This is a genomic window from Abyssibacter sp. (assembly GCF_964229365.1).
Taxonomy (GTDB): Bacteria; Pseudomonadota; Gammaproteobacteria; order Nevskiales; family OUC007; genus Abyssibacter.
Window position 1 is genome coordinate 32,116 of record NZ_CAXRDQ010000070.1, and the last position, 23,222, is coordinate 55,337.

Sequence of the window (23,222 nt, forward strand, 5' to 3'; positions counted from 1 at the left end):
TGCGCGCTGAATCGTGCCACGGCGAGCTCTGCGCACTGACGTGGTGCGGCGCAACAATTTCATTGACCTGTCATGGGGCCATGGCTATACTTCGCGCCCCCTTATGGCGGGCGGCACCGGTTTGAGTGATGCAAACCCAGAGCGCCACGGCGTTCAAACGGGCTTTGTCACAGCGCGGAAAATTTGCGTCTGGCAACTCGGCATCGGTTTCGCAGGTTCATTGCTATGGGGGCTGCATGACGGTGTTCATGCAGCGGTGGCCGGATTATTCGGCGGCCTGATCGCGGTGATCAGCACCTATTATTTTGCGTTGCGAGCGTTCGCCCACGGGCAGAACGCGGCGCCTGAGCGGCTCCTCGGCAATCTGATGCGCGCCGAGGTGATGAAGTGGGGCGTGACCTTGGCTTTGTTCATGGTCGCCATCGTCCTCTTCCGGGATATCTTCCCGCCGGTGATTAGCGTCTATGCAACGTGTCTTCTGGTGTATTGGTTCGCGCTCGGCTGGACGGTCACAACATCTGGATCTGGAACAGGTTAAGGCAACTGATGGCAACGGGCGGCGGAGAACAAAACGGCGGTGGAGACAGCGCCAGCAATTACGTATCGCACCATCTGACCCACCTTCAGGTCGGTGAGGGCTTCTGGACTTGGAATATCGACACGCTGCTCGTCAGCACCGTGCTCGGTGTGATCATGTGCGGCGTCATGTACCTGGGTGCCCGCAAGGCGACGGCCGGCGTGCCGGGCTTCCTGCAGAACGTCGTGGAGTCGCTGGTCGACTTCATCGACAATCTGGTCAAGGAATCCTTCCCTGGGCCGAGCAAGTTCGTCCCGCCGTTTGCGCTGACGATCTTCGTCTGGACCTTCCTCTGGAACTGCATGGATCTGATTCCGGTCGACTGGCTGCCCGCAGCCGCGTCCATGGCCGGCTTGGAATACATGCGTGTGGTGCCGTCGGCCGACATGAACGCGACCTTCGCGATCTCGATCTCGGTCTTCTTCCTGATCATCATCTACAGCATTGCCGGCAAGGGTCTGGGCGGTTATGCGAAAGAGTGGCTGTCCCATCCGTTTGGCTGGTACCTGCTGCCCTTCAACCTGATCATCAATTTTGTTGAGCTCATGGCCAAGCCGGTGTCGCTGTCACTGCGACTGTTCGGCAACCTCTACGCTGGTGAGCTGATTTTCATCCTGATTGCGCTGCTGCCTTGGGGCGTGCAGTTCATCCCTGGATTTGCCTGGGCGGTGTTCCACATTCTCGTGGTGACCTTGCAGGCCTTCATCATCACCGTGCTGAGTGTTGTTTACCTGAGCATGGCGTATGAGTCGCACGACGACGAGCACTGAATTAGAGCTCAACCAAGCTAACTACTGACTAGTTCAAACTTCCAACATCTGACGGAAACGACTGGAGAACGACGATGGAACTCATCATTGGCAACACCGCGCTGGCAATTGGCCTGATCTTCGGCCTGGCTGCTCTCGGTACGGGCATCGGCTTCGGCCTGCTGGGCGGCAAGTTCCTGGAAGGCGCTGCTCGCCAGCCGGAAATGGCCGGCATGCTGCAGACCCGCATGTTCATCATCGCCGGCCTGCTCGACGCTGTCGCGATTATCGGTGTGGCCATGGCGCTGCTGCTGATGTTCGGCAACCCGCTTTTGGGCCAGCTGGGCTAATCCATCCCTACGACGTTGCGTTCCATCCAACCGTAGGAGATAGCAGTGGGTATTAACGCCACCATCATCGGACAGACGATCACCTTTGCGGTGTTCGTGCTGTTTACGATGAAGTTCGTCTGGCCGCCGATCAAGCAGGCCATGAACGAGCGCGCCAAGAAGATTGAAGACGGTCTGGCAGCTGCCGAGCGCGGCGAAGCCTCGCTGGCCGAAGCCAGCCAGGCATCCGACGATGCTTTGAAAGATGCTCGAACCCAGGCGCAGGACATCCTCGCCGGGGCCAACCGTCAGGCCAACGACATTGTCGAAAAGGCCAAGACCGAGGCGCGTACCGAAGCAGATCGGATCATCGCTGCTGCCAACGAGGAGATTGACGCCTCGATGCAGCGTGCGAAAGCCGAGCTGCGCAAGGAAGTGTCCGCCATCGCATTGGCCGGTGCCCAGAAGGTGCTGGCTCGCGAGGTCGATGCCTCCGCGCATGACGATCTGCTCAAGCAGCTGGCCACCGAGATCTGATCATGGCCGAGCTGTCCACACTGGCACGTCCGTACGCACGCGCCTTCTTCGAGCTGCAGCACGAGTCGGGCAACCTGCCGGCGGGTGAGCAGGCTCTGGAAGCGATGGCGGCCGTCGTGAAACACCCCGATGTTGCCCGGCTGATCGGTCATCCGGCCGTCACCTCGGACGAGCTGGTCGGCCTGATCCAGGCCGCGGGTTCGGATGCGGTGGACGACACCGCCCTGAACCTGCTCAAGGTGTTGGCGAGCAACAAGCGTCTTGCGCTGTTGCCGGCGATTGCCGAGCAGTACGGGCTGTTGAAGGACGAGGCCGAACGCCGTATCGAGATCGAGATGACCGCAGCCATGCCGGTTAGCGATGACGCCCAGTCTGCACTGGTCGCCGCGCTGTCCACGCGCCTGGGCCGCGATGTCGATCTCGGCGTCACCATCGACGCGTCATTGATAGGCGGCGCCGTGCTGCGTGCCGGTGATCTGGTCATCGATGGCTCGGTCGCTGGTCGTGTGGAGCGAATTACTCAGGCGCTGACCGCTTAGGTCTGCTCGGGACGAAGACAACCAGGCAGCGGCGCATGAGCGTCGCGACACCAGGAAACAGAGATGCAATTGAATCCGTCTGAAATCAGCGATCTCATCAAGGATCGCATCAAGAATTTCGAGGCTGTCACCGAAGCCCGCAACCAGGGCACCGTCGTGTCACTGGCCGACGGCATTGTTCGTATTCACGGCCTCGAAGACGCGGTGCTGGGCGAAATGCTCGAGTTCCCGGGCGATGTCTTCGGTCTGGCGTTGAACCTCGAGCGTGACTCCGTCGGCGCCGTGGTCCTGGGTGACTACAGCAGCCTCACGGAAGGCGACTGGGTCAAGACCACCGGCCGCATTCTTGAAGTGCCGGTCGGTCCGGCGATGCTGGGTCGCGTGGTGGACTCGCTGGGTCGTCCCATCGACGGCAAGGGCGACATCAACGCTGAAGCCACGTCGCCGATCGAGAAGGTCGCGCCGGGCGTGATCGCGCGCCAGTCGGTGGACCAGCCGGTGCAAACCGGTCTGAAATCCATCGACGCCATGGTGCCGATCGGCCGTGGTCAGCGTGAGCTGATCATTGGTGACCGCCAGACCGGCAAAACCGCTGTCGCCATCGACGCCATCATCAACCAGAAGGGCACTGGGGTTAAGTGCATCTACGTCGCGATCGGGCAGAAGAACAGCTCCATCGCCAACGTGGTTGCCAAGCTGGAAGAGCACGGCGCAATGGATCACACCATTGTTGTGGCCGCCGCCGCTGCCGAATCGCCAGCCCTGCAGTACATCTCTCCCTATGCCGGTTGCGCCATGGGCGAGTACTTCCGGGACCGTGGCGAGGACGCGCTGATCGTGTACGACGATCTGTCCAAGCAGGCCGTGGCCTACCGCCAGATTTCGCTGTTGCTCAAGCGCCCGCCGGGCCGTGAAGCCTATCCGGGGGACATCTTCTACCTGCATTCGCGCCTGCTGGAACGCGCCGCACGCGTGAACGCCGACTATGTCGAGAAGTTCACCAATGGCGAGGTCAAGGGCAAGACCGGTTCGCTGACGGCGCTGCCGATCATCGAGACTCAGGCTGGCGACGTGTCCGCCTTCGTGCCGACCAACGTGATTTCCATCACCGATGGTCAGATCTACCTGGAAACCGACCTGTTCAACAGCGGCATCCGTCCGGCCATTAACGCCGGCCTGTCGGTGTCGCGTGTCGGCGGCGCGGCCCAGACCAAGATCATCAAGAAGCTGGGCGGCGGTGTTCGTCTGGCACTGGCGCAGTTCCGCGAACTCGCGGCCTTCGCTCAGTTCGCCTCCGATCTGGATGAGGCCACCCGCAAGCAGCTGGAGCGCGGTGAGCGCGTGACCGAGCTGATGAAGCAGCGCCAGTATTCGCCGCTGTCCGTGGCGGAAATGGCGTTCTCGCTGCTGGCCGCTGATCAGGGTTATCTCGACGACGTGGATACGTCCAAGGTTGTCGAGTTCGACGAGGCGCTGCATCAGTACCTCGGCGGCGAACAGAAAGACCTGATGGATCGCATTAACGAAACCGGCAAGTTCGATGACGCGATCAAGGCAGACATGATCGCTGCGCTGGACGCGTTCAAGAAGCAATCCGCTTTTTAAGCGGACTGCAGGTTAGGCGGGCAAGCAGCACGCCCAGCCCGAAGCGAAGCGGTAACGAGGTTTTAAGCATTGGGCGTTCGTAGCTTGGTGAAGAACAAGGCGCAGACGACAAGTGAGCGAGCAGCGTACCTCCGGTACGTGAGCATTCACTTGGCGGCTGCAATGCCGGCATTCACCAAGATCCGGACGCCTCGGTAGGAGTAGCAATGGCCGTCGGCAAGGAAATCAAGAGCAAGATCGGAAGCGTTAAAAACACGCAGAAGATCACCAAGGCCATGGAAATGGTTGCGGCGAGCAAGATGCGCAAGGCGCAGGATCGCCAGGCCGCGGCGACGCCCTATGCCCAGCGTATCCGTCGCACCATCGGCCATCTGGCCGAAGCCAATCCGGATTACACCCACCCGTTTCTGGTGGAGCGCCCGGTCAAGCGGGTCGGCATCATTGTCGTCTCGACCGACCGTGGTCTCTGCGGTGGTCTGAACATCAACCTGTTCCGGCAGGCGCTGGGTGAATTCCGCGCAGCCAAGGATGCCGGCGCCGAAGTGGATCTGATGATCGTCGGCTCCAAGGGCATGAGCTTCTTCAAGCGCGTCGGCGGCAACATCGTCTCCGAGATCACCGGCTTGGGCGACACGCCGCATCTGGACCAGCTGATCGGCCCGGTGAAGGTACTGCTGGACAAGTACCGCGACGGCGAGCTGGACAAGGTGCTGCTTATCCACAACCGCTTCGTCAACACCATGACGCAGGCGCCGACCGTGGAGCAGTTGTTGCCGGTGCAGCCGGTGCAGGACGAAGGCCTGCTCGACAACTGGGACTACATCTACGAGCCCAGTGCCGAGGATCTGCTCGACGGCATCTTGATGCGTTACGTCGAATCGCAGGTTTACGGTGCTGTTGCTGAAAACGTCGCCTGTGAAATGGCGGCGCGGATGATCGCGATGAAGTCGGCCTCCGACAACGCGGGCCAGATCATCGAAGACCTGCAGCTGGAGTACAACAAGGCCCGTCAGGCCGCGATTACCCAGGAACTCGCAGAAATCGTGGGCGGCGCAGCAGCCGTCTAATCGGACATTAGAGATTTGAATTCTGGCCGGGTCGACCGTCCGGCGTAAAACAGGAAAGAGTTATGAGCGCAGGCAAGATTGTTCAGATTATCGGGGCCGTCGTCGACGTGGAGTTTCCGCGTGATTCGATCCCGAAGATCTACGATGCACTCACCGTCACCGACAACAACCTGACGCTGGAAGTCCAGCAGCAGCTGGGCGATGGCGTCGTGCGTTGTATCGCCATGGGCGTGTCGGAAGGCCTCAAGCGCGGCATGCCCGTCACCGGCACCGGTGCTCCGATCTCCGTGCCCGTCGGCAAGGGCACGCTGGGACGCATCATGGATGTGCTTGGCGATCCCCAGGACGAAGTCGGTCCGGTGGAAACCGACGAGCGTTGGGCGATTCACCGTGAGCCCCCGAGCTACGAAGACCAGGCCGGCTCCACCGAGCTGCTGGAAACGGGCATCAAGGTCATCGACCTGCTGTGCCCCTTCGCCAAGGGCGGCAAGGTCGGCCTGTTCGGCGGTGCTGGCGTGGGCAAGACCGTCAACATGCTCGAGCTGATCAACAACATCGCGACCGAGCACTCGGGCTTGTCCGTGTTCGCCGGGGTTGGTGAGCGGACGCGAGAAGGCAACGACTTCTACTACGAAATGGCCGAAGCCGGCGTCATCAAGCTGGACAACCTGCCCGAGTCCAAGGTGGCGATGGTCTACGGCCAGATGAACGAGCCGCCGGGCAACCGCCTGCGCGTCGCGCTGACCGGCCTGACCATGGCCGAGTTCTTCCGCGATGAAGGTCGTGACGTGCTGTTCTTCGTCGACAACATCTACCGCTACACCCTGGCCGGTACCGAAGTGTCCGCGCTGCTGGGTCGTATGCCGTCGGCCGTGGGCTACCAGCCGACGCTGGCCGAGGAAATGGGCGTGCTGCAGGAACGCATCACCTCCACCAAGACCGGTTCGATCACCTCCATCCAGGCTGTTTACGTGCCTGCGGATGACTTGACCGACCCGTCACCGGCCACGACCTTTGCTCACTTGGACGCCACCGTCGTGCTGTCGCGCCAGATCGCCGAGCTGGGCATCTACCCGGCTGTGGATCCGCTGGATTCCACGTCCCGTCAGCTGGACCCGAACGTGATTGGCGTCGAGCACTACGAAACGGCCCGCGCCGTGCAGGGTGTGCTGCAGCGCTACAAGGAGCTCAAGGACATCATCGCGATTCTGGGCATGGACGAGTTGTCCGAAGAGGACAAGCAGACCGTGTCCCGTGCTCGCAAGATCCAGCGCTTCCTGTCGCAGCCGTTCCATGTCGCCGAGGTGTTCACCGGCTCGCCGGGCATCTACGTGTCGCTGAAGGACACCATTGCCGGCTTCAAGGCGATTGTCGATGGTGAGTACGATCACCTGCCCGAGCAGGCGTTCTACATGGTCGGCTCCATCGACCAGGCCGCCGAGAAAGCCAAGAGCATGTAATTGACGGGGTCGCCGGTACCATCCGGTGACCCGCTGTCCACGGAGTGAAATGATGGAATTGAATGTCGACATCGTCAGCGCCGAAGGCGAAATCTACTCCGGCGCCGCCGAGATGGTGTTCGCATCGGCCGAGATGGGCGAAGTTGGCATCGCTCCGCGTCACGCCCCGCTGCTGACACGGCTTAAGGCCGGCGAAGTGCGGGTGAAGAACGATGCCGGCGAACAGTCGTTCTTCGTGTCCGGCGGCATTCTGGAAGTGCAGCCCTATCAGGTCACCGTGATGGCCGACACCGCCTCGCGCGCCGCTGATCTGGACGAAGCCGCCGCGCTGGAAGCCAAGAAGCGGGCCGAGGAAGCGCTGGCCAATCAGAACTCGGAGGTCGACCTGGCCATGGCACAGGCCGAACTGGCCGAAGCCGCGGCGCGGCTGCATCTGCTGCAGAAGCTCAAGTCCAAGCGCTAGAAGCGGGCCACGCGCAGATCTCACGCCATCCCGGCGTTACGGTCACGGCGTGAGTGTTCACGTGCTGACATCAGGCGCCGCGCTCACACCGTCGTGCCCGTGCCCTGGCCCGACGCGAGCGTTGCTCGCAGCCCGGGCACAGGCGTTCATCAACTTGTCAGTCTAGTCCCTCCACTGGCAGCCTGACCCGATGAAACATCCCAATCTTCATGTCGTGATCCTGGCCGCGGGGCGGGGAACGCGAATGCGATCGTCTCAGCCCAAGGTGCTCCAGCCTCTGGGCGGCCGACCCATGCTGGCCCATGTGCTGGACACCGCGCAGGCGCTGTCGCCGGCCGCGACCCACGTTGTCGTTGGTCACGGTGCCGACGCCGTGAAAGCACGGTTTGCCGAAGCGCCGGTGCACTGGGTGCTGCAAAACGAGCAACGCGGGACAGGCCATGCCGTGCAGCAGGCCCTGCCCGGTATACCGGACGATGCTCGGGTGCTGATTCTGTATGGCGATGTCCCCCTGCTAACCCGACAGACGCTGGGCGCCCTGGTCGATGCCGATGGCCCGGCATTGCTGTCGGTGGTGCTGCCCGACCCTAGCGGCTACGGCCGGATCCTGCGCGATGAGGACGGCGCGGTCTCCGCTATCGTCGAGCACAAGGATGCCAATCCCCAGCAGCTGAGCATCGACGAGACCAACACCGGTGTAATGGCCGCTCGCGCCAGCCGCCTCAAGGACTGGCTATCGCGGGTGAATAGCGACAATGCACAGGGCGAGGTGTATCTCACGGACGTCGTCGAGCTGGCGGTGGGTGACGGTCGCACGGTCGAGGTGGTGCAGGCCAGCGACCCCGAGGAGGTCGCCGGGGTCAACGACCGGGCGCAGCTCGCCGCCGCCGAGCGCGTATTGCAGCGGCGCTGCGCCACCGCACTTCTCGACGCTGGCGTAACCCTGCTCGACCCGGCGCGCTTCGACCAGCGCGGACGCGTGTCGGTGGGTGAGGACGTCGTCATCGACATCAATGTCATCCTCGAAGGCGATGTCGAATTGGGCGACGGCGTGGAGATCGGCCCGAATTGCGTGATTCGGAACGCGCGGATTGGCGACGGCACCATCGTCCATGCGCAGACCGTGATTGAAGATGCCGAGGTCGGGCCCAGCTGTCAGATCGGCCCCTTCGCCCGGCTGCGGCCCGGCACGGTACTGGTCGGGGACAACCGGATCGGTAACTTCGTCGAGACCAAGAAGGCGCGACTGGAGCAGGGCGCAAAGGCCGGCCACCTCGCCTATCTGGGCGACGCCAGCATCGGCAAGCGCGTCAACGTGTCGGCCGGGGTGATCACCTGTAACTACGACGGCGCCAACAAGCATCAAACCGTGGTCGGCGACGATGCCTTTCTGGGCACCGACAGCCAGCTGGTCGCGCCGGTGCGAATCGGCGCGCGGGCCTATATCGCGGCAGGCTCCACGATCACGCGAAACGCACCGGATGATGCGTTGACGATTTGCCGCGCGCGCGGTCAGAAGTCGATACCGGGCTGGCGCAAGCCCAAAAAGGATCCGACGCCGCAGTAAACTCCCGGTCCATCGGTCGCAGACCCAGATGGTCGCGGCCACCCGACTGCAAGGACATCGCCATGTGCGGAATTGTCGGCGCCATCGCCGAACGAGACGTCACCCCGATTCTGATCGAAGGCCTGCGGCGCCTGGAATACCGCGGCTATGACTCCGCCGGTGTTGCGTTGCTGCGCGACGACGGCATCGACCGCGTTCGCTGTGTCGGCAAGGTCCAGGCCCTGGTCGACAAGATGGGCGCAGCGCCGCCACGTGGCGTGCTCGGCATCGCGCACACGCGCTGGGCCACCCACGGCGTACCGGCCGAGGAAAACGCCCACCCCATGGTGTCGCGCGGCCGGCTCGCGCTGGTCCACAACGGCATCATCGAAGATCACGAACGGCTCAAGGCGGAGCTGGCGGATGCGGGCTACGCGTTCGACTCCGCCACCGACACCGAGGTGCTGTCGCATGCCATCCACCGCGCCCTGGAAGCCAAAGGCGATTTGTTCGACGCTGTGGAATCGGTCGTTCATGGCCTGGACGGCGCCTACGCGATCGCCGCCGTCGACCAGCATCACCGCGACGCCCTCGTGGTTGCCCGGCGCGGCACGCCGCTGGTCATCGGCATCGGCATCGGAGAGCATTTCGTCGCCAGCGATATCGCAGCGCTGCTCGCCGTTACACGCCGCTTCATCTTTCTCGAAGAAGGCGACATCGCCCGCGTGACACGCGGCGGCGTGGAGATCCGCGATCTGCATGGCAAACCGGTCACGCGCCCGGTCACCGAATCCGCCCTCGATCCGGATGCCGCCTCCAAGGCCGGCTATCGGCACTACATGCAGAAGGAAATCTTCGAGCAGCCGCGGGTGGTCACCGACACCTGGCACGGGCTGGTTTCGGAGTCGCGGGTGCTCACCGCCGCCATGGGGCCGGAGGCCGAGGCGATTCTGCCCAAGGTGCATTCGGTCACAATCGTGGCCTGCGGGACCAGCTTTCACGCTGGCCTGGTAGCACGGTACTGGCTCGAAGCCATCGCCGGCGTGCCCTGCAACGTGGAGTTGGCCAGCGAGTACCGCTACCGCAAGCCCGTGGTTGCCAACGACACCCTGTTCGTCACCATCTCCCAGTCCGGCGAAACGCTGGACACCCTCGCGGCGCTCCGATTCGCCAAGACTGCCGGCTATCTCGCCACACTGGGCATCGTCAACGTGCCCGAATCCTCCATGGTGCGGGAAACCGACCTGTCGTTAATGACGGCAGCGGGGCCGGAGATCGGCGTGGCCTCCACCAAGGCCTTCACCACCCAATTGGTGGCGCTGCTCATCTTCACGCTCATGCTGGCCAAGTCCAAGGGCCGACTGTCCGACGCAGCCGAGGCCGATGGCGTGCGACAGCTGCGCAGCCTCGCCTCGGTCATCGAGAACTGCCTGCTCATCGACGACACCCTGACCCAGACGGCAGAGCGATTCGCCGACAAACAGCATGCCCTGTTCCTGGGGCGCGGCGTCATGGTCCCGATTGCGCTCGAAGGCGCGCTCCAGCTCAAAGAGATCAGCTACATCCACGCCGAAGGCTCTGCGGCGGGCGAACTCAAGCATGGCCCGCTGGCGCTGGTCGACGAGCACATGCCCGTCATTGCCGTGGCACCGAATGACGAACTGCTCGGTAAGCTGAAATCCAACCTGCAGGAAGTCCGCGCCCGCGGCGGCCAGCTCATCGTGTTCGCCGACAAGCAGGCCGGGTTCGCCTCTGAAGAAGGCGTGACCGTCATTGACATGCCCCACGCCGACGAACTCATCGCCCCAATCGTCTACAACGTGCCGCTGCAACTACTGTCGTACCACGTCGCAGTGCTGCGGGGGACGGATGTCGATCAGCCGCGAAACCTGGCGAAAAGCGTCACTGTTGAATGAGTTCGGCTGTCGTCGTTACCACTGATCGCGATAAATTAAGTCTGTCTACAGTTGGCCGATAAGTCCTTGATTTCAGCTGCACCGACATAGCCATACGCGCCGCTTAAAGTCTGTCTGATATTTTTCTCTATGAAATTAGGCACTTAACTGGCGACCATGAGGCTCGGCACTCGGCGGGGGACTCGTACCGAGAGCTTGGCGTCTGAAAGCCTCTTTCCGCTTTGTCGGTGCCGACGGTACCAAACCCATCCCGACTCTGTTCGGATTTCGGACGGAATGGAGATGTTGCCGATGCACTACGCCTAACCGCAAAACCATCGGATTCCTCGGCCCTAAACCGCGACACGAAGACAGCGGTTCACTTGATCCGGGGCGGGCGGCCTCAGGACTCCTCATAACCAGGTGCAAGCATCGCATTCTGGACGCCGTACAACGCTCTCGGATTAGCAAGTTGCAACCGAAATTCCTTACCCTTTGTTTCGTCGCGTAGAGAACCCGTGGGGGAGCAATCTACATTCCATTGACGTAGCAAGTAGCTGATTACTGCAGCGCGTTCTTGGATCTTTAGCTTTCCACCTTCCATCTTTAGGTCGAACTCAGTTGTCTCTGGAAAAATCTCCTGATGATGAGGTATGAGTTCGAGTTCAACGATTCGGGACCATTGGATGTCTTTAGACGGTTGTTCTCGATCTTCGCGATGTGATCGCTCCAAAACTGCGGCTGACGCCACTCTTGTCAGAACCAAGTCGATAAATCGATCGCGCAGTCGATCGAACCCACGCGCATGCCATCGCGCTCCATTTGTGACTAGCGCATGCGGTACGAAGTCTCGCGTCGTTAGGCCACTACTGTAAGAGTGGTAGGTAACGTGTACTGCGCGTTGAGAATGGATTGCGCGCGTAATCGGTGCCACGCATCGCCAGTCAGGCAGTGATAGAGGTGTCGCGACGTCGGCGGGTATCAGAGCCTTGATTGTGGCGGGGCCCGTCTCGCCAAATCCAACGCATAGTGCCGTCAGGACACGGTCAATCGGGTGTCGGAATAGAGGTTGGAACTTACTTGTCGGACGATAGGTTTTGGACGACCCATGCAGTTCAATTTGACCAGGATGTACATCTTGATACGTCGATAGGTCGCGCGTCGCCGCAGTCGGGGAAAGGCCAAATTTCGTCGTCAGATCAGCGCGACTAACAACCCCCAAGAACAACGCGCGAAAGTCGATGAACTGCAAACGTTTGATCGTTCGCGGGTGCAACCCATCAAGCGTCTCGTCACTTTTCTCGAACACGCCGACCTTCAAATGTCGAAATCGATGAAGATAAGTTACCACCAATTCCGCTGCTTGACATCATCAATTTGGTTAGATATAAAGATCGAAATAGAGACGTAGTGGCTTCCTAATGCCAGATGCAGCAACTCATCGAAGCGGAGCAATGGCGGCGATGGCCGCAGTGAACATCGCCGAAGCTAGTGCCGGACGTCAGGTTGATGTGATTGAGGCGCTAGTCTCGACCTTGATCGCGCATGGTGTTGCGAGTCTTCCGGATTTACTCGAGCCCGCCACGAGCCCAAATCACCGTCAGTTGTTTCATAGCTGGCTAGCTTTGGGTGGTGCGACTTATTTGCTGCGCTGCCTACACCGCTGGCAACCAGAGGAACCCTTTGAACGCATTGTTCGCACCGTGGGTAAGGCTGCGTGTGTGGCTTATGTTGCGCACCTCGCATTGGATGCACTAACGCCCCGATCACTCCCGATGGTCGGACGAATCTAGCCATGAGTGAGTCAGTAGACGAGCGCGCAGACAGCCACCTTCTGAATTGGATCCAGAATTCGAGATGGCTATTGGTGGCATTGACTGCAGTCGTCTCAGCGATCGGATTCCTAGTAGAACCGGCCAGTTATTTCCTCGGTGATCTGTACGTGCGTGCCTGGCTACGCGAACTCGGGTTTGCTTACGCTGAGATGGCTTACTCGGCCGAGCGACTGCATACGATATTTGTTTCGCATTCGTTGAATTCGTTGGCTCCTCTGACCCGCGCGGCGTTCGTGTTAATTACCTTCGTGCTCGTTTCAGTCGCTGCTTTCTTGTTGCTTGCACTCGCAATCACATTGATCGCAGCCGACGGCACAGTGAAGCCGCGATGGATGGTGTCTTTGCGACTGAGGTTTGTTCGCCGCATCAAGAAAGTGCCAACCGTCCCTAGCTATCTCGAGAAAATACTCGATTGGTTCTATTTTCGAGGGCTGATTGCCTTGACAGCACTCTGCGCGCTGGTGCTTGTTATTTACCAGCCGCTGGATTGGGTGATTTCTAAAGCGAAACGTGATGCGCAAGCCTTGCAAGAAAGGGGCTTTGTGGAGCAGGCAGGCTCGAAAGGGGAGTTCGTAACAAAGTGTGTGGAGACATCGACGGAGAACGAGACCGAGTCTTTTGTTCTCGTGTCCTGCGGCACAACCGAATGCGCTGTTATCGGAGAGAAAGGCCTACGGCGGAATGTTCAGCGCAAGCATATTAGGTGGGTTGATACCCGCCTCGTAAATGATGACGAAGATGCACTAACGGTTTGTCGCGCCGATCGTGTGCAAGCCATCAAAGCTGCCGACGCCAAGTCGAATAATTCGAGTTAAATCGCGTAACGGATTACTGTACTTTAAAACAGTTTTAAGTATGCCGGGTTCTTCGCCGCCGCAAGACGCCACGGTGGTGTTGCAGACTTACTAATCAATGGCGCACTAAGGTGTTGACCCATGCACAAACTGACTTTTTACCCTGTCGGCAACGGTGATAGTAGCCAAATCCACTTGGCCAATGGCAAGCGACTTTTGTTCGATTTCAGGCAGCACTCCCAAGCCAGCGATTCTGAGCACCCCACAATTGATCTTGACCGCAGGCTGAGGGAGGAACTAGCGGCTGATAAGCGCTCCGACGTTGACGTGTTCGCCATCACGCACGGTGATAAGGATCACATCGAAGGGAGTACCGAGTTCTTTGAACTGGACCATGCAGCTAAGTATCAGGGGAAAGATCGCATCAAAGTCAAGGAACTGTGGGTTCCAGCTGCGCTTGTGCTGGATTCGTTTGCTAAGGATTCAGAGCCCCATGAGGCAAAAATATGGCGTCAGGAAGCGCGCCACCGTCTGATCGAAGGATATGGGGTTCGTGTCTTCTCTAAGCCTGCCAAGTTGAAAGCGTTTTTGGAATCGAAAGGGGTCAGCCTCGAATCACGAGAGCACCTGATCACTGATGCGGGCGAGCTCGTGCCCGGATTTTCGTTGGCTACTGACGGCGTAGAATTTTTCTGTCACTCGCCGTTTATCAAGCATTGTGACGAGGGCGAGATTCAACGCAACGCCTCAGCACTTATCTTTCAGGTGCGCCTCTCAGTCGATGGCACGGTAACCAATTACTTCGCCGTTGGTGATTCTGAATCAGACGTCTTGGGTGAGATCGTCGAGATCACCGAGGCAAAAGGTAATGATGATCGCCTTGATTGGGACATCTACAACATACCGCATCATTGCAGCTACTTGGCGTTGGGCCCGGATAAGGGTAAGAACTCAACCCAGCCCACCGATCCGGTGGATCGCCTGCTTGAGCATGGACAGCGTGATGCCTACGTCATCAGTTCAAGTTGGCCGATTAAGAATGACAAGCTGGCCTATGAACAGACGCAGCCGCCTCATGTGCAAGCTAAGAACACCTATGTGCGAAGGCTTGAAGACGTCGATGGTCGGGAGTTCATGGTAACGATGGAGCACAAGAGTGAAACCAAGCCCCAACCCATCGAGATTCAAGTAACGGGAAGCGGAGTCAAGCTTTCGGCCGCGATAGGCGGTGCGGCGATATTGGTGCATGAAAGGCCGCCTCGAGCAGGAGTTCCATATGCCCCCTGCTTCCGATAGCGCGTACTACGAACTGGGCGGAGAGCGGTGCGACGAACTGACAGGTCGTCTAGCCGCAGCAGTTGTTCAAGCATGCGAAAGCGATCCGAGGTTCACGATCGTTGAGCTGCGGGCTGCGCGCGATGATAAGTCTTTTGAAATCGTGGTCGTGGATTGCAAATGCCACGAGGTGCCGTCGAAGAACGCCGTAGGAATCCAGTTCATAGAGCGCCTCGCTCTAATGTTTTGCCTCGATGAGTCGAGGGCACCTGAAACGTTCGCGTTACGAAAAGATTTTCCAGCAACAGAGCATCAAAACGCCACGCTCGAAGGCGTACCTGCATCGCTCTGTCTATATTTTGAACCTTGGGCGACTGTTGCCCGGACATGGACCGGAGCAAGCCATATACAAAGAATCGTGGTTTGGCTGTCCGAAGTAGCCGCTGGCACGCTGCATCGTGCAGATCAACCAGTGGAACAACTCTATTTCAATTCTCGTTACGAGTTAGTGCTGCCTGCGGAATTTCGGGAGACGGGACTCACTGGCGATCGAGTACTACGGCTCTTCAAGACCGCTAGCGTCGATAACGATGGCGGCCTGCTGGTATCCCGAGTTGTTAGCGCCGATGAAGCGGGAGGAGATGATACTGCTTCCTGTGCATACATGACGGTTGGTCCTGTTGTTAGTGGGGTTGTAGAGCGACCCGCGACGACATTGGGCCGGTTAGCCGCGCAGCTCCGTGATCGCGGATCTGATTTGGTGATACCCCTCGTCGATGCCATCAACACTGTGGCTGAGCCCAGTGGATTGAGTGCCAAGCGCAACAATCTGAGTCTGCTGATCTTGAGAATCCCGATCTTGCGTGAAGCCGGCGGAGCGGTTGAGCACTACCAAGTGCAAGCGTTCGTGGTAGAGCAAGGGTTAGGCGCACTCGGAGAAGCGATGGAACTACTCCTGTTGAGTGAAGGCGCTTACTACCGCGCACCAGTGATTGGGCAGAGTCCCTATGAACTCCCTGACGATGCTTTGGCAGTCTCCATTGAACCGTTGACCGTCGTTGAAGATCTCAGTCAGGAGAAAGCAAGGAAGCTGACGGGTGTTGCCGATGACGCAGCAGATTTCGCTGGGGCGATCCTAGGAGTGGGATCGCTTGGTAGCCAGCTGTTAAACCTGTGGGGGAGAGAGGGCTGGGGGCGCTGGACGCTGGTTGACCACGACATTATCAAGCCACACAACATCCCTCGTCACACGGCCCTTTACGATTCAATTGGGGAGTACAAGGTCAAACACGTCGCTGAACTCTTGGCTTCGAGCTTCCCGAAGGATGAGTTGGAGATTGGAGCCATGCCGACGCAAGCGAATTTGTCTGACCCGGGAATGCTCCAAGCCCTCGGATCCAGAGACCTTGTTGTGGACGCGTCAACGACCTTGCACATCCCTCGCGACCTAGCGTCAGAGGACAGCCTGCCACGTGTCGCCTCTGTGTTTCTGACTCCGTCTGGACAAGATTGTGTCGTGCTCCTTGAGGACACCACTCGAGAACTCAGAATCGACCAGATTGAGATGCAGTATTACCGCTCGATCATTCGCGAGGTGTGGGGCGGCGCCCATCTTAAGGGCCATCTCTCAAAAAGCTTCTGGGTTGGAGCAGGGTGCCGCGAGGTCACCACGGTTCTCTCACCGGAAATGATCGCGATACACGGTGGCCAAATAGCCCGTCGGCTGAGACTCCTTTCCCAGGAGCCATATGCTGCGGCTCACGTGTGGCGACATGATGATCGATCTGGTGACGTTTCCGCGGAGGAGGTTCTTTTGCGGCCCTGCACAACTACTACCTGTGGGGACTGGATCATCGTTTGGGATGAGGGACTGCGCGATCACGTTGCAAGGCTTCGTCAGGAAAACCTGCCTATCGAAACCGGTGGCGTTTTGGTTGGCTACGCCGATCAACAATCAAGAAAGGCATACATCGTCGACGCGCTGCCTGCCCCTGCAGATAGCTTCCAGTCGCCGACATCATTTGAACGTGGCACGTACGGCCTGGCTGCGGATATTCAAGAGATTGGTGATAGGACTGCTGGAATCGTTGGATATTTGGGCGAGTGGCATTCGCATCCGAAAGGTAGCAGTTCAGATCCCAGTGGCGACGATTTGATCCAACTGACTTTCTTGGCTGATCAGCTTTGTGTCGATGGGCAGCCCGCCTTCATGCTAATCGCGGCGGAAGAATCGATGAGCTTTTTAATGATGGATCAGATCAACCCGAGCGGGATGTATGAATGAAGTCCATCGTGTCGTACTTAATCACATTTCTGGCGATGATCATCGCGCTGATGCTGTTCCTGCAATCCAAATGGGTACCACAGTGGGCTGCTGATCAACAGTTGATCACTCGCTGTACCTTGATTGGGGGTGTGGGCGGCGTAATTTACTGTTTGAGGGCTGTATACATAAACGCTTGCGTGCGTAAATGTTGGGATGAGCAGTGGCACCCGTGGTACTACATTCGCCCCGTCGTCAGTCTGATCTCTGGAGGTGTGAGCTGGTTGTTTCTGAGCGCAGGATTGTTGATCTTGGATGCTGACGATCAGGTCAATTCGAATCCCACAGGTTTCCTAGCTCTTGCTTTCATCGCCGGATATAACGTTGACAAGTTTATGGCGAAATTGGAGCAGTTGGCTGAGTCGGCATGGGGAATTGAGAAATCGCGGTCGAGTACAAGCAAAGATGAGAGGTGAAAGGCGTCAGGTAGAGGGCTGATTCGCGCCGATTACACGTACGGTTTGGCATGGGTCTCAACGCTGAATCGATCCCACGTCGCATTCTCGGGGTGTGAAATCGCCTGATGCAGTCGGAGACGTTTGACTAGGCCTACCAGGAACTAGGTTTAGTGCCCACCACTGTCCGGTTTGTCGCTCTGACACCGTACTAGAGGTTCAGAAGCCAATATTGTTGGAGCCGTCGAATGAAGACCCACCTCTACGTCACCCCAAACGACCGGATCATCGCCATTGACGACAGCGATGATGACGTCACTCCCGTCGGCATTAATAGGTCATTGGCCTGAAGTTGTATTGAGCCGCGCGATCGCTTCGTCAACACTGGCGGCAACGGCATGGGAATCTCATCCCTGCCCCGAGTCAACGACCCACGACGGAAGCGACAACAATGATGCGAAAACTACTTCTTCTGGCCGCGCTTGGCGGCGCATGGTCCGTTCACGCGGCCCCTTACGAAATCGGTGACCTTCCGGTCTGCACGGCGCTCACCCCGGCGGCCGTATCGCTGGACACCACGCCGGTGGACCTGGATGTGCGTGTGCTGCTCGACGGCGTGAGCGCGCCGGATGGAGCGCAGGTGATGGATCGTGCGGGTGAGCTGTACGCGTCACTGGGCATCACGCTGGTCTACAGCTACGAGCAGGTGGCGTTTGCAGGGATTGAAGCGGCCGGATTGATTGCGCAGGCGAAAGCTTATTACGGTGGCGTGCGTCCAGCGGGGATCGATCTCGTTTATGTGCTGACGGACAAGGACATTGTCGACAGTGCGGTGAGCGGCAACGCGCTAGCCGGACTGGCCGATTGCATCGGCGGGGTGAAATACGACGACCGGGCGTTTGGTGTCGGCGAGGCGTGGGATGGCGAACCGACGGATTTGGGTATCTACGAGCTATACAGCGAGAAGGCCGCGAAGACGGCGGCCCACGAGATCGGCCACCTCATGGGTGGGCATCATCACCAGGCGAACTGTGTCGAGTCCCTGTTGAACATCGGCGGATCCCCTTGCACCTTGATGTTCAACTTCATTGATTTACAAAGCACTGCGTTCTCGCTGCTCAATGGCATCGTTGTCCGTGGTCACGGACAGGCCTACGCCGTTCCGTAGTCACCGGACCGGTGCTGCAAAAAGCCACGGTGCGGCTATTCGCCGCCCGTGGTTTTTTTGTGTCCACGGCTCTTGGCGTCCAGCCTGAGGGTTAGAGCCAGCCGCGCTGGTTCGCCGCGACACCCGCCTGAAACCGGGTTCGGACGCCCAGCAGCTCATACAACTCTTGGACCTTGCGCCGTACGGTCCTGGCGCCGACCCCCATTTCGACGGCGATGGCCTCATCCTTGAGGCCGGATGCCATGAGCGCAATCAGGGTTCGTTGACTATCTGACAATTCCGGGTGTTGCGTGGAGGGCAGGCCAGACGGCATGACGACGCCTCTGTTCCACAGCAACCTGAAGAGTTCCGTGAGCGAATCCAACAGCGCGGACTGGTAAACAATGATGACGGTCGGTTCACGGCGCTCCTCCGAACTGAGCAGCACGAGGAACGCCAGTTCGTCGTCCACCAGCACGAGTTTTATCGGCACTTCGGGCAGGACCCGAGCGACCTCGCCCGAATCGATCGCCAGGCGTGCCCGCCTGATGTGTTCGGGGTGCTCAAATATGCGAGCGTCGTAAATCGTGTGGAATGGAAAGCCTTCCGCCATGCGTTCCAGTTGAATATTCATGCCTTCAATTTTCGCGCCCGCATAGTAAGGCGGCCTGTCGGTCATGCGAATGCACTTTCGAGCAGTTTTCTGGGCATGCTCCCAGCGGCTGGTGATGGCCTCACCGCCCGTGACGATCTCGATGATGGAGCTGAGTTCGTTCGCCTGTCGGTTTCGACGCACCCGATGTGCGAGATCGACGGATTCCGCCAGCATCGCGTCCAATTGTCGTTGCTGGTCGCGCACGAGCAGACCGACGGAGGCCTCCGGGTCAGTGACGATCAAGCGTTGATCGACAGGGTCCTCACGTAGCAGGCCCAGCGCCTGTAATCGGCTGAGATCGGCATCCAGCCCGACTTCGTCCACCGCGAGGCGATTGCACAAGGCGGGCTTGGTGAGATGAGGTTCATCGACGAGCACACGAAAAATCGTCTCTTGCCGTTTCGTGACGCCAAGACTTTCAAATACCACGGAGCCACCCCGCCGGTCGTTGTATGGGCCTTGCCTGCAAGGACATTGTTCTCATCGCTCATGCACCTGGCTAGCCACGATACAAAATTATAGTATAGGAAAATTATTCTTCACTCTGGTCGCTCCGATGGTCGTGACAGTTCTCCGGGCAGCAGCACTTTCATTTGTTGTCGGTCTGCTCGGTTGTGGACAAGACCAGCACGGGACGGCGCCCGGCGATGAGGTCATGCCCCCGCCGCCATCCGCGAACGCCGTGTGGGTAGACGATCGGCTGCATGTAGATGTGCCTGTCCCGATTGTGACCATCGGCTTTTCCGATGAGGAGGTCGGGGCGCTGCGAGGCGCCCTGCAGCCCCACGCGGTGGACCACAGTTATGGAGAAATCAATCAGATTCTACCGCTGGAAATCGATGGCCTGCTGCGGGGGGATCTGAACGAGTACGTGCCGTTGTCAGGTGATGTTTACTCGCTGCCGGTCTTGCCAACAGCACATTACGACCTGACTCAGGCAAACGCCGCGCTGGAAGCCGCGTTTCAGGCGCAGCTTGATCATGTCAGGCTGGAATCGGGTCATTTCGACGCGAACGCCATGGAAGATTGGCTGGCATCGCAATTGGATCTTCAGTCCGCGACGCCGACCGTCGTGTTGCTGCACCTGAAACGATTCGGTATTTCCGAGCATGGCTGGCACATTCAGGGCGAGACCGGACACCGCGCGCCGGTACGCGTGTTCGGCGAGCGGTATCCACTGGTCGTCCTGGACCCATCCGCGGTCGAAGATCCCTGGGTCGGTTCCAACGCCGAGGACTTCACCCGTTACACGGAGGCCTCAGACACCCCCGTCATTGCTCGCTTTGTTCGCTACCTGACCGAGTTCCGGCTGCTGCAAGGTCCGCTGTATGCGCCATCGCAAAAGCCTTGTCATGCCATCACCGGCATCATGGCGGTGAAGAGTACAACCAGCATCGCCGAAAACTTCCTGCGCCCGGTGTCGGAAGCACTCGTGGTGGAGCGTATCCAAACCTCATTCGAGCAGTTGACCGGCACCGACACGTACTTTGACCTGAAGCTGATCGATCTGCCCCAGGATGATCTCGTGCTCGATCTCATCACTCGCCTGGAGTACGGCGGGTTCGAGTTGCTGAAAGGCTACCTGACCGAGAACTTCGAGCGCTTTCACGTCGACCATCCGGGCTGCGCCGAATACCTGTCGATCGTGGTGGAAAACGACGCTGCCTCCGTCCCGGGCTGGGTCGTGCTCTACGGATACGGCGCCTACGATGACGATCGCGATAGCCGCATCAGCGCGAGCTGGGTCAACGACATCTACCGCCTGCTGGCAGATGTCGAGAGTCCGTTGTGCATCTCCAACTGCAACACCAAGGAATACCTGAATCTCTGGGAGTATCTGTTCGCCCACGAAACCGGCCATCTGCTGGGTCAGCGACATCCACATGATGTGTCCAGCCGTAGCGCCGAGGCGAGTTCCAGCGATGCGTTCAGCAGCATCTGGAGCAATATGAGCTACCAGAATGAGGGGCGGTGGATCGCGTTCGGGCAGATCGACCGTAACAACTGGCTTCGAAACCGGGCCAGTCTGGCGCTACTGGAGGCCTACGAAGCCGGTCGGGAAGACAGTCCGGCCTGGCGGGCGGCCATGTCGGCGGCCGACCGGCTCGACTGGGAGGGCGTGTGGGAGCAGCTACGGTCGTCGTGATGGCGGCTGCTCGGGCCGCATCCCGGTCTCGCGGTCGAGGTGGCCGTCACGATACCTGACGGACATCTCCGAAGTGTTCTTTCAACGAATCCAGCAGCGCTGATTCGGGGGTCGAGCAAATGCACATGACACGGCAGGTCTCACTGCCCTGAGCCAAGTAGGCGTGGGCCATGCTGCTGTCGAAGTAGATGGATTCGCCGGCCTTTAGAACGGCCGGTGCATAGTGCTCGGTGTGAACGACGACCGTGCCTTCCAGCACGTAGGCGAACTCCTCACCGCCGTGCGCCACCAGCGGGCCGAATTCTTCCAGCGATCGCGCCCTGATCTCGGCGACGATGGGCACGAATTTCTTGTTCAGCAACTCGGTCGAGAGATAGACGTAGTCATAGTTGGGCGTTGCGACCATCAGGCCGCTGTCTGCCCGATTGATGCTGCGGCGGCTGGCAGGTGCCGTCGCTGCAGCCTTGGCCGGCCCGCCGTCTGGCTGGCTCGAAGCCTCGAAGAAGGTGGTGATGTCGACGTTCAGCCCCTGGCTGAGTTGCACCAGCTTGTCGTAGGTCAGCGAGAGCTGGTTCCGTTCGGTTTTCGACAAGGTCGAAATCGACAAGCCGGTTTTCTCGCTAACCTCTGCGAGCGTCCAGCCATGCTGGTGGCGCAGATTGCGCAGCGCAGGGCCCAGATGTGCCGCCTTGGTCATTGGCTGGAGTCCATCAAAAACGGTTCGTTCTCTACGGAGCGTAGTGGCGAGAATATAGAATTCGGCGAGCGGCTTGGAGAAAACCTGTTCCGGTCGGTGAGCCCGTGCGCCTGGAGTTCCTCAGCAAAAGGCTGGTCAAGCGCCAAGGCTGCTGCGAATTGTGAGAGCGCCGGCGCGGTTTGCACGCCGAACCCGCCCTGACCGGCCAGCCAGAAGAACCCGGCGAGCTGCGAGTCGTAGCCGACCACGGGCAGCCGGTCTGGCGCGAAGGTTCTCAAGCCAGCCCAACGCTGGATCACGTGCTTGATGTGCAGCCGTGTGGCCTTCTCCACCCGGTCGATGGCCACCGCAATGTCCCAGTCTTCCGGCTGCGCGTCACAGGGCGGGCTGGGAGACTCGTCGGCCGGTGAGAGAAGCAGACGGCCCGCGTCAGGTTTGAAGTAAAACGTTTCACCGATCTCGATGACCGCGGGCCAATGAGCGGCCGTGAGCTGGTCTGGCAACTCGACAACCGCGGCCGAGCGCCGGAATGGCTGCAGGCCGACGGTTTGCGCTCCGGCCAGTTTGGCGACTTCATCCGCCCAGGCGCCGGCTGCGTTGACGATCGTGTGTGCGCGGAACCTGCCGGCGGACGTTTCGATGGTCCAGGCATCGCTGCCGCGGCTCATCGCCCGAACGCGAGCCCTGTTCTGAAACCGGGCGCCTTGTGACCGAGCCCATTTGATGAAGCCCTGGTGCAGTGCGTTCACGTCGATATCGCAGGCGCCGGGCTCCAGGATTGCGTGGATCGCCGCCTGCCCTCGCAACACGGGAACCCGCTCCAACGCCGCATGCGGCGACATCTTCCGCGTATGCGGCAGCGTTTCGAGTTGTGCCGCCTGTGCCGCGCGGTGCGGCGCACCGATGTGCAATGCCTCGCGGGGAGTCAGCAGCGGATAGTCACAGAAGCCGGCCGGCGGGTGGTCGAGGAACGGTCGGCTGGCTGCCGTGAGTGCACGCACGCTCTGGTCGCCGATGAGCTGACTGAACAGTGCGGCGGATCGGCCGGTGGCGTGATACCCCGGCGCAGTCTCCTGTTCCAGTACCAGTACGCGCGCAGCCTGCGCAGCGCGGGCGGCAAACGACGCCCCTGCGATGCCCGCCCCCACAACGGCAAAGTCATAGCACTCCATTCTTCAATTATTGCAT

General features: G+C 59.7%; 22 protein-coding genes. 18 read left to right on the forward strand and 4 right to left on the reverse strand.

The window, feature by feature from the left end:
• The first annotated feature begins 40 nt into the window (after window positions 1-40).
• The 11 genes from ACE1EY_RS11390 to glmS all read left to right on the forward strand — a co-directional run bounded on the left by ACE1EY_RS11390 (window position 41) and on the right by glmS (window position 10,788).
• Entirely contained in the window at window positions 41-538 is a 498-nt protein-coding gene (locus ACE1EY_RS11390; RefSeq protein WP_373928079.1) for an ATP synthase subunit I, read from the forward strand.
• A gap of 8 nt (window positions 539-546) precedes the next feature.
• Window positions 547-1,347, forward strand: a complete 801-nt coding sequence (gene atpB, locus ACE1EY_RS11395; RefSeq protein WP_291512722.1) for a F0F1 ATP synthase subunit A — start codon at window positions 547-549, stop codon at window positions 1,345-1,347.
• A gap of 74 nt (window positions 1,348-1,421) precedes the next feature.
• Window positions 1,422-1,676, forward strand: coding sequence for a F0F1 ATP synthase subunit C (gene atpE, locus ACE1EY_RS11400; RefSeq protein WP_291512723.1), 255 nt, complete (start codon window positions 1,422-1,424; stop codon window positions 1,674-1,676).
• A gap of 45 nt (window positions 1,677-1,721) precedes the next feature.
• A complete protein-coding gene (locus ACE1EY_RS11405) occupies window positions 1,722-2,192 on the forward strand; it encodes a F0F1 ATP synthase subunit B (protein WP_291512724.1) in 471 nt (156 codons plus the stop codon).
• A 2-nt stretch (window positions 2,193-2,194) separates the two neighbouring features.
• Complete coding sequence (locus ACE1EY_RS11410) at window positions 2,195-2,731, forward strand: F0F1 ATP synthase subunit delta (protein WP_370300202.1); 537 nt, start codon at window positions 2,195-2,197, stop codon at window positions 2,729-2,731.
• A 63-nt stretch (window positions 2,732-2,794) separates the two neighbouring features.
• Window positions 2,795-4,336: a F0F1 ATP synthase subunit alpha gene (gene atpA, locus ACE1EY_RS11415; RefSeq protein ID WP_370300203.1), complete on the forward strand. Its 1,542-nt coding sequence runs from the start codon at window positions 2,795-2,797 to the stop codon at window positions 4,334-4,336.
• A gap of 206 nt (window positions 4,337-4,542) precedes the next feature.
• Window positions 4,543-5,403, forward strand: a complete 861-nt coding sequence (gene atpG / locus ACE1EY_RS11420) for a F0F1 ATP synthase subunit gamma (protein WP_291512727.1) — start codon at window positions 4,543-4,545, stop codon at window positions 5,401-5,403.
• 62 nt (window positions 5,404-5,465) lie between these two features.
• Window positions 5,466-6,863, forward strand: coding sequence for a F0F1 ATP synthase subunit beta (gene atpD / locus ACE1EY_RS11425; protein ID WP_291512728.1), 1,398 nt, complete (start codon window positions 5,466-5,468; stop codon window positions 6,861-6,863).
• 49 nt (window positions 6,864-6,912) lie between these two features.
• A complete protein-coding gene (locus tag ACE1EY_RS11430) occupies window positions 6,913-7,326 on the forward strand; it encodes a F0F1 ATP synthase subunit epsilon (RefSeq protein WP_291512729.1) in 414 nt (137 codons plus the stop codon).
• 190 nt (window positions 7,327-7,516) lie between these two features.
• Complete coding sequence (gene glmU / locus ACE1EY_RS11435) at window positions 7,517-8,893, forward strand: bifunctional UDP-N-acetylglucosamine diphosphorylase/glucosamine-1-phosphate N-acetyltransferase GlmU (RefSeq protein WP_370300204.1); 1,377 nt, start codon at window positions 7,517-7,519, stop codon at window positions 8,891-8,893.
• Window positions 8,894-8,955: 62 nt separating this feature from the next.
• Window positions 8,956-10,788: a glutamine--fructose-6-phosphate transaminase (isomerizing) gene (gene glmS / locus ACE1EY_RS11440; RefSeq protein WP_370300205.1), complete on the forward strand. Its 1,833-nt coding sequence runs from the start codon at window positions 8,956-8,958 to the stop codon at window positions 10,786-10,788.
• 382 nt (window positions 10,789-11,170) lie between these two features.
• On the opposite strand, the gene ACE1EY_RS11445 is transcribed toward glmS, so the two are convergent.
• Window positions 11,171-12,118 (reverse strand): WYL domain-containing protein, encoded by a 948-nt coding sequence (locus ACE1EY_RS11445; protein ID WP_370300206.1) that lies wholly within the window; start codon window positions 12,116-12,118, stop codon window positions 11,171-11,173.
• A gap of 70 nt (window positions 12,119-12,188) precedes the next feature.
• On the opposite strand from ACE1EY_RS11445, the gene ACE1EY_RS11450 reads away from it, so the two are divergent.
• The 6 genes from ACE1EY_RS11450 (at window position 12,189) to ACE1EY_RS11475 (ending at window position 18,557) form a co-directional block, all read left to right on the forward strand.
• Window positions 12,189-12,560, forward strand: coding sequence for a metal-dependent hydrolase (locus tag ACE1EY_RS11450; RefSeq protein WP_370300207.1), 372 nt, complete (start codon window positions 12,189-12,191; stop codon window positions 12,558-12,560).
• Window positions 12,561-12,562: 2 nt separating this feature from the next.
• Window positions 12,563-13,417 (forward strand): hypothetical protein, encoded by an 855-nt coding sequence (locus tag ACE1EY_RS11455; RefSeq protein ID WP_291512732.1) that lies wholly within the window; start codon window positions 12,563-12,565, stop codon window positions 13,415-13,417.
• A 120-nt stretch (window positions 13,418-13,537) separates the two neighbouring features.
• The gene (locus ACE1EY_RS11460; protein WP_291512733.1) at window positions 13,538-14,692 is read left to right on the forward strand and encodes a hypothetical protein; all 1,155 of its coding nucleotides are present in this window, start codon (window positions 13,538-13,540) and stop codon (window positions 14,690-14,692) included.
• Window positions 14,643-16,955 carry a ThiF family adenylyltransferase gene (locus tag ACE1EY_RS11465; RefSeq protein ID WP_291512734.1) on the forward strand — a complete coding sequence of 771 codons (2,313 nt, stop codon included), beginning with the start codon at window positions 14,643-14,645 and terminating at the stop codon, window positions 16,953-16,955. Before ACE1EY_RS11460 ends, ACE1EY_RS11465 begins: the two co-directional genes overlap by 50 nt.
• Complete coding sequence (locus ACE1EY_RS11470) at window positions 16,952-17,410, forward strand: hypothetical protein (RefSeq protein WP_291512735.1); 459 nt, start codon at window positions 16,952-16,954, stop codon at window positions 17,408-17,410. The genes ACE1EY_RS11465 and ACE1EY_RS11470 overlap by 4 nt, the downstream gene beginning before the upstream one ends.
• Window positions 17,411-17,840: 430 nt before the next feature.
• Window positions 17,841-18,557 carry a zinc-dependent metalloprotease family protein gene (locus ACE1EY_RS11475; RefSeq protein ID WP_370300208.1) on the forward strand — a complete coding sequence of 239 codons (717 nt, stop codon included), beginning with the start codon at window positions 17,841-17,843 and terminating at the stop codon, window positions 18,555-18,557.
• A gap of 91 nt (window positions 18,558-18,648) precedes the next feature.
• Here the strand turns inward: ACE1EY_RS11475 and ACE1EY_RS11480 are convergent, their stop codons facing one another.
• Window positions 18,649-19,620: a hypothetical protein gene (locus tag ACE1EY_RS11480; RefSeq protein ID WP_373928080.1), complete on the reverse strand. Its 972-nt coding sequence runs from the start codon at window positions 19,618-19,620 to the stop codon at window positions 18,649-18,651.
• 283 nt (window positions 19,621-19,903) lie between these two features.
• On the opposite strand from ACE1EY_RS11480, the gene ACE1EY_RS11485 reads away from it, so the two are divergent.
• Window positions 19,904-21,337, forward strand: coding sequence for a hypothetical protein (locus tag ACE1EY_RS11485; protein ID WP_291512738.1), 1,434 nt, complete (start codon window positions 19,904-19,906; stop codon window positions 21,335-21,337).
• A gap of 46 nt (window positions 21,338-21,383) precedes the next feature.
• On the opposite strand, the gene ACE1EY_RS11490 is transcribed toward ACE1EY_RS11485, so the two are convergent.
• Both ACE1EY_RS11490 and ACE1EY_RS11495 read right to left on the reverse strand, forming a co-directional pair.
• Window positions 21,384-22,034: an XRE family transcriptional regulator gene (locus ACE1EY_RS11490; protein WP_291512739.1), complete on the reverse strand. Its 651-nt coding sequence runs from the start codon at window positions 22,032-22,034 to the stop codon at window positions 21,384-21,386.
• The gene (locus tag ACE1EY_RS11495) at window positions 22,031-23,206 is read right to left on the reverse strand and encodes an FAD-binding oxidoreductase (protein ID WP_291512740.1); all 1,176 of its coding nucleotides are present in this window, start codon (window positions 23,204-23,206) and stop codon (window positions 22,031-22,033) included. Before ACE1EY_RS11495 ends, ACE1EY_RS11490 begins: the two co-directional genes overlap by 4 nt.
• Window positions 23,207-23,222: the final 16 nt, after the last annotated feature.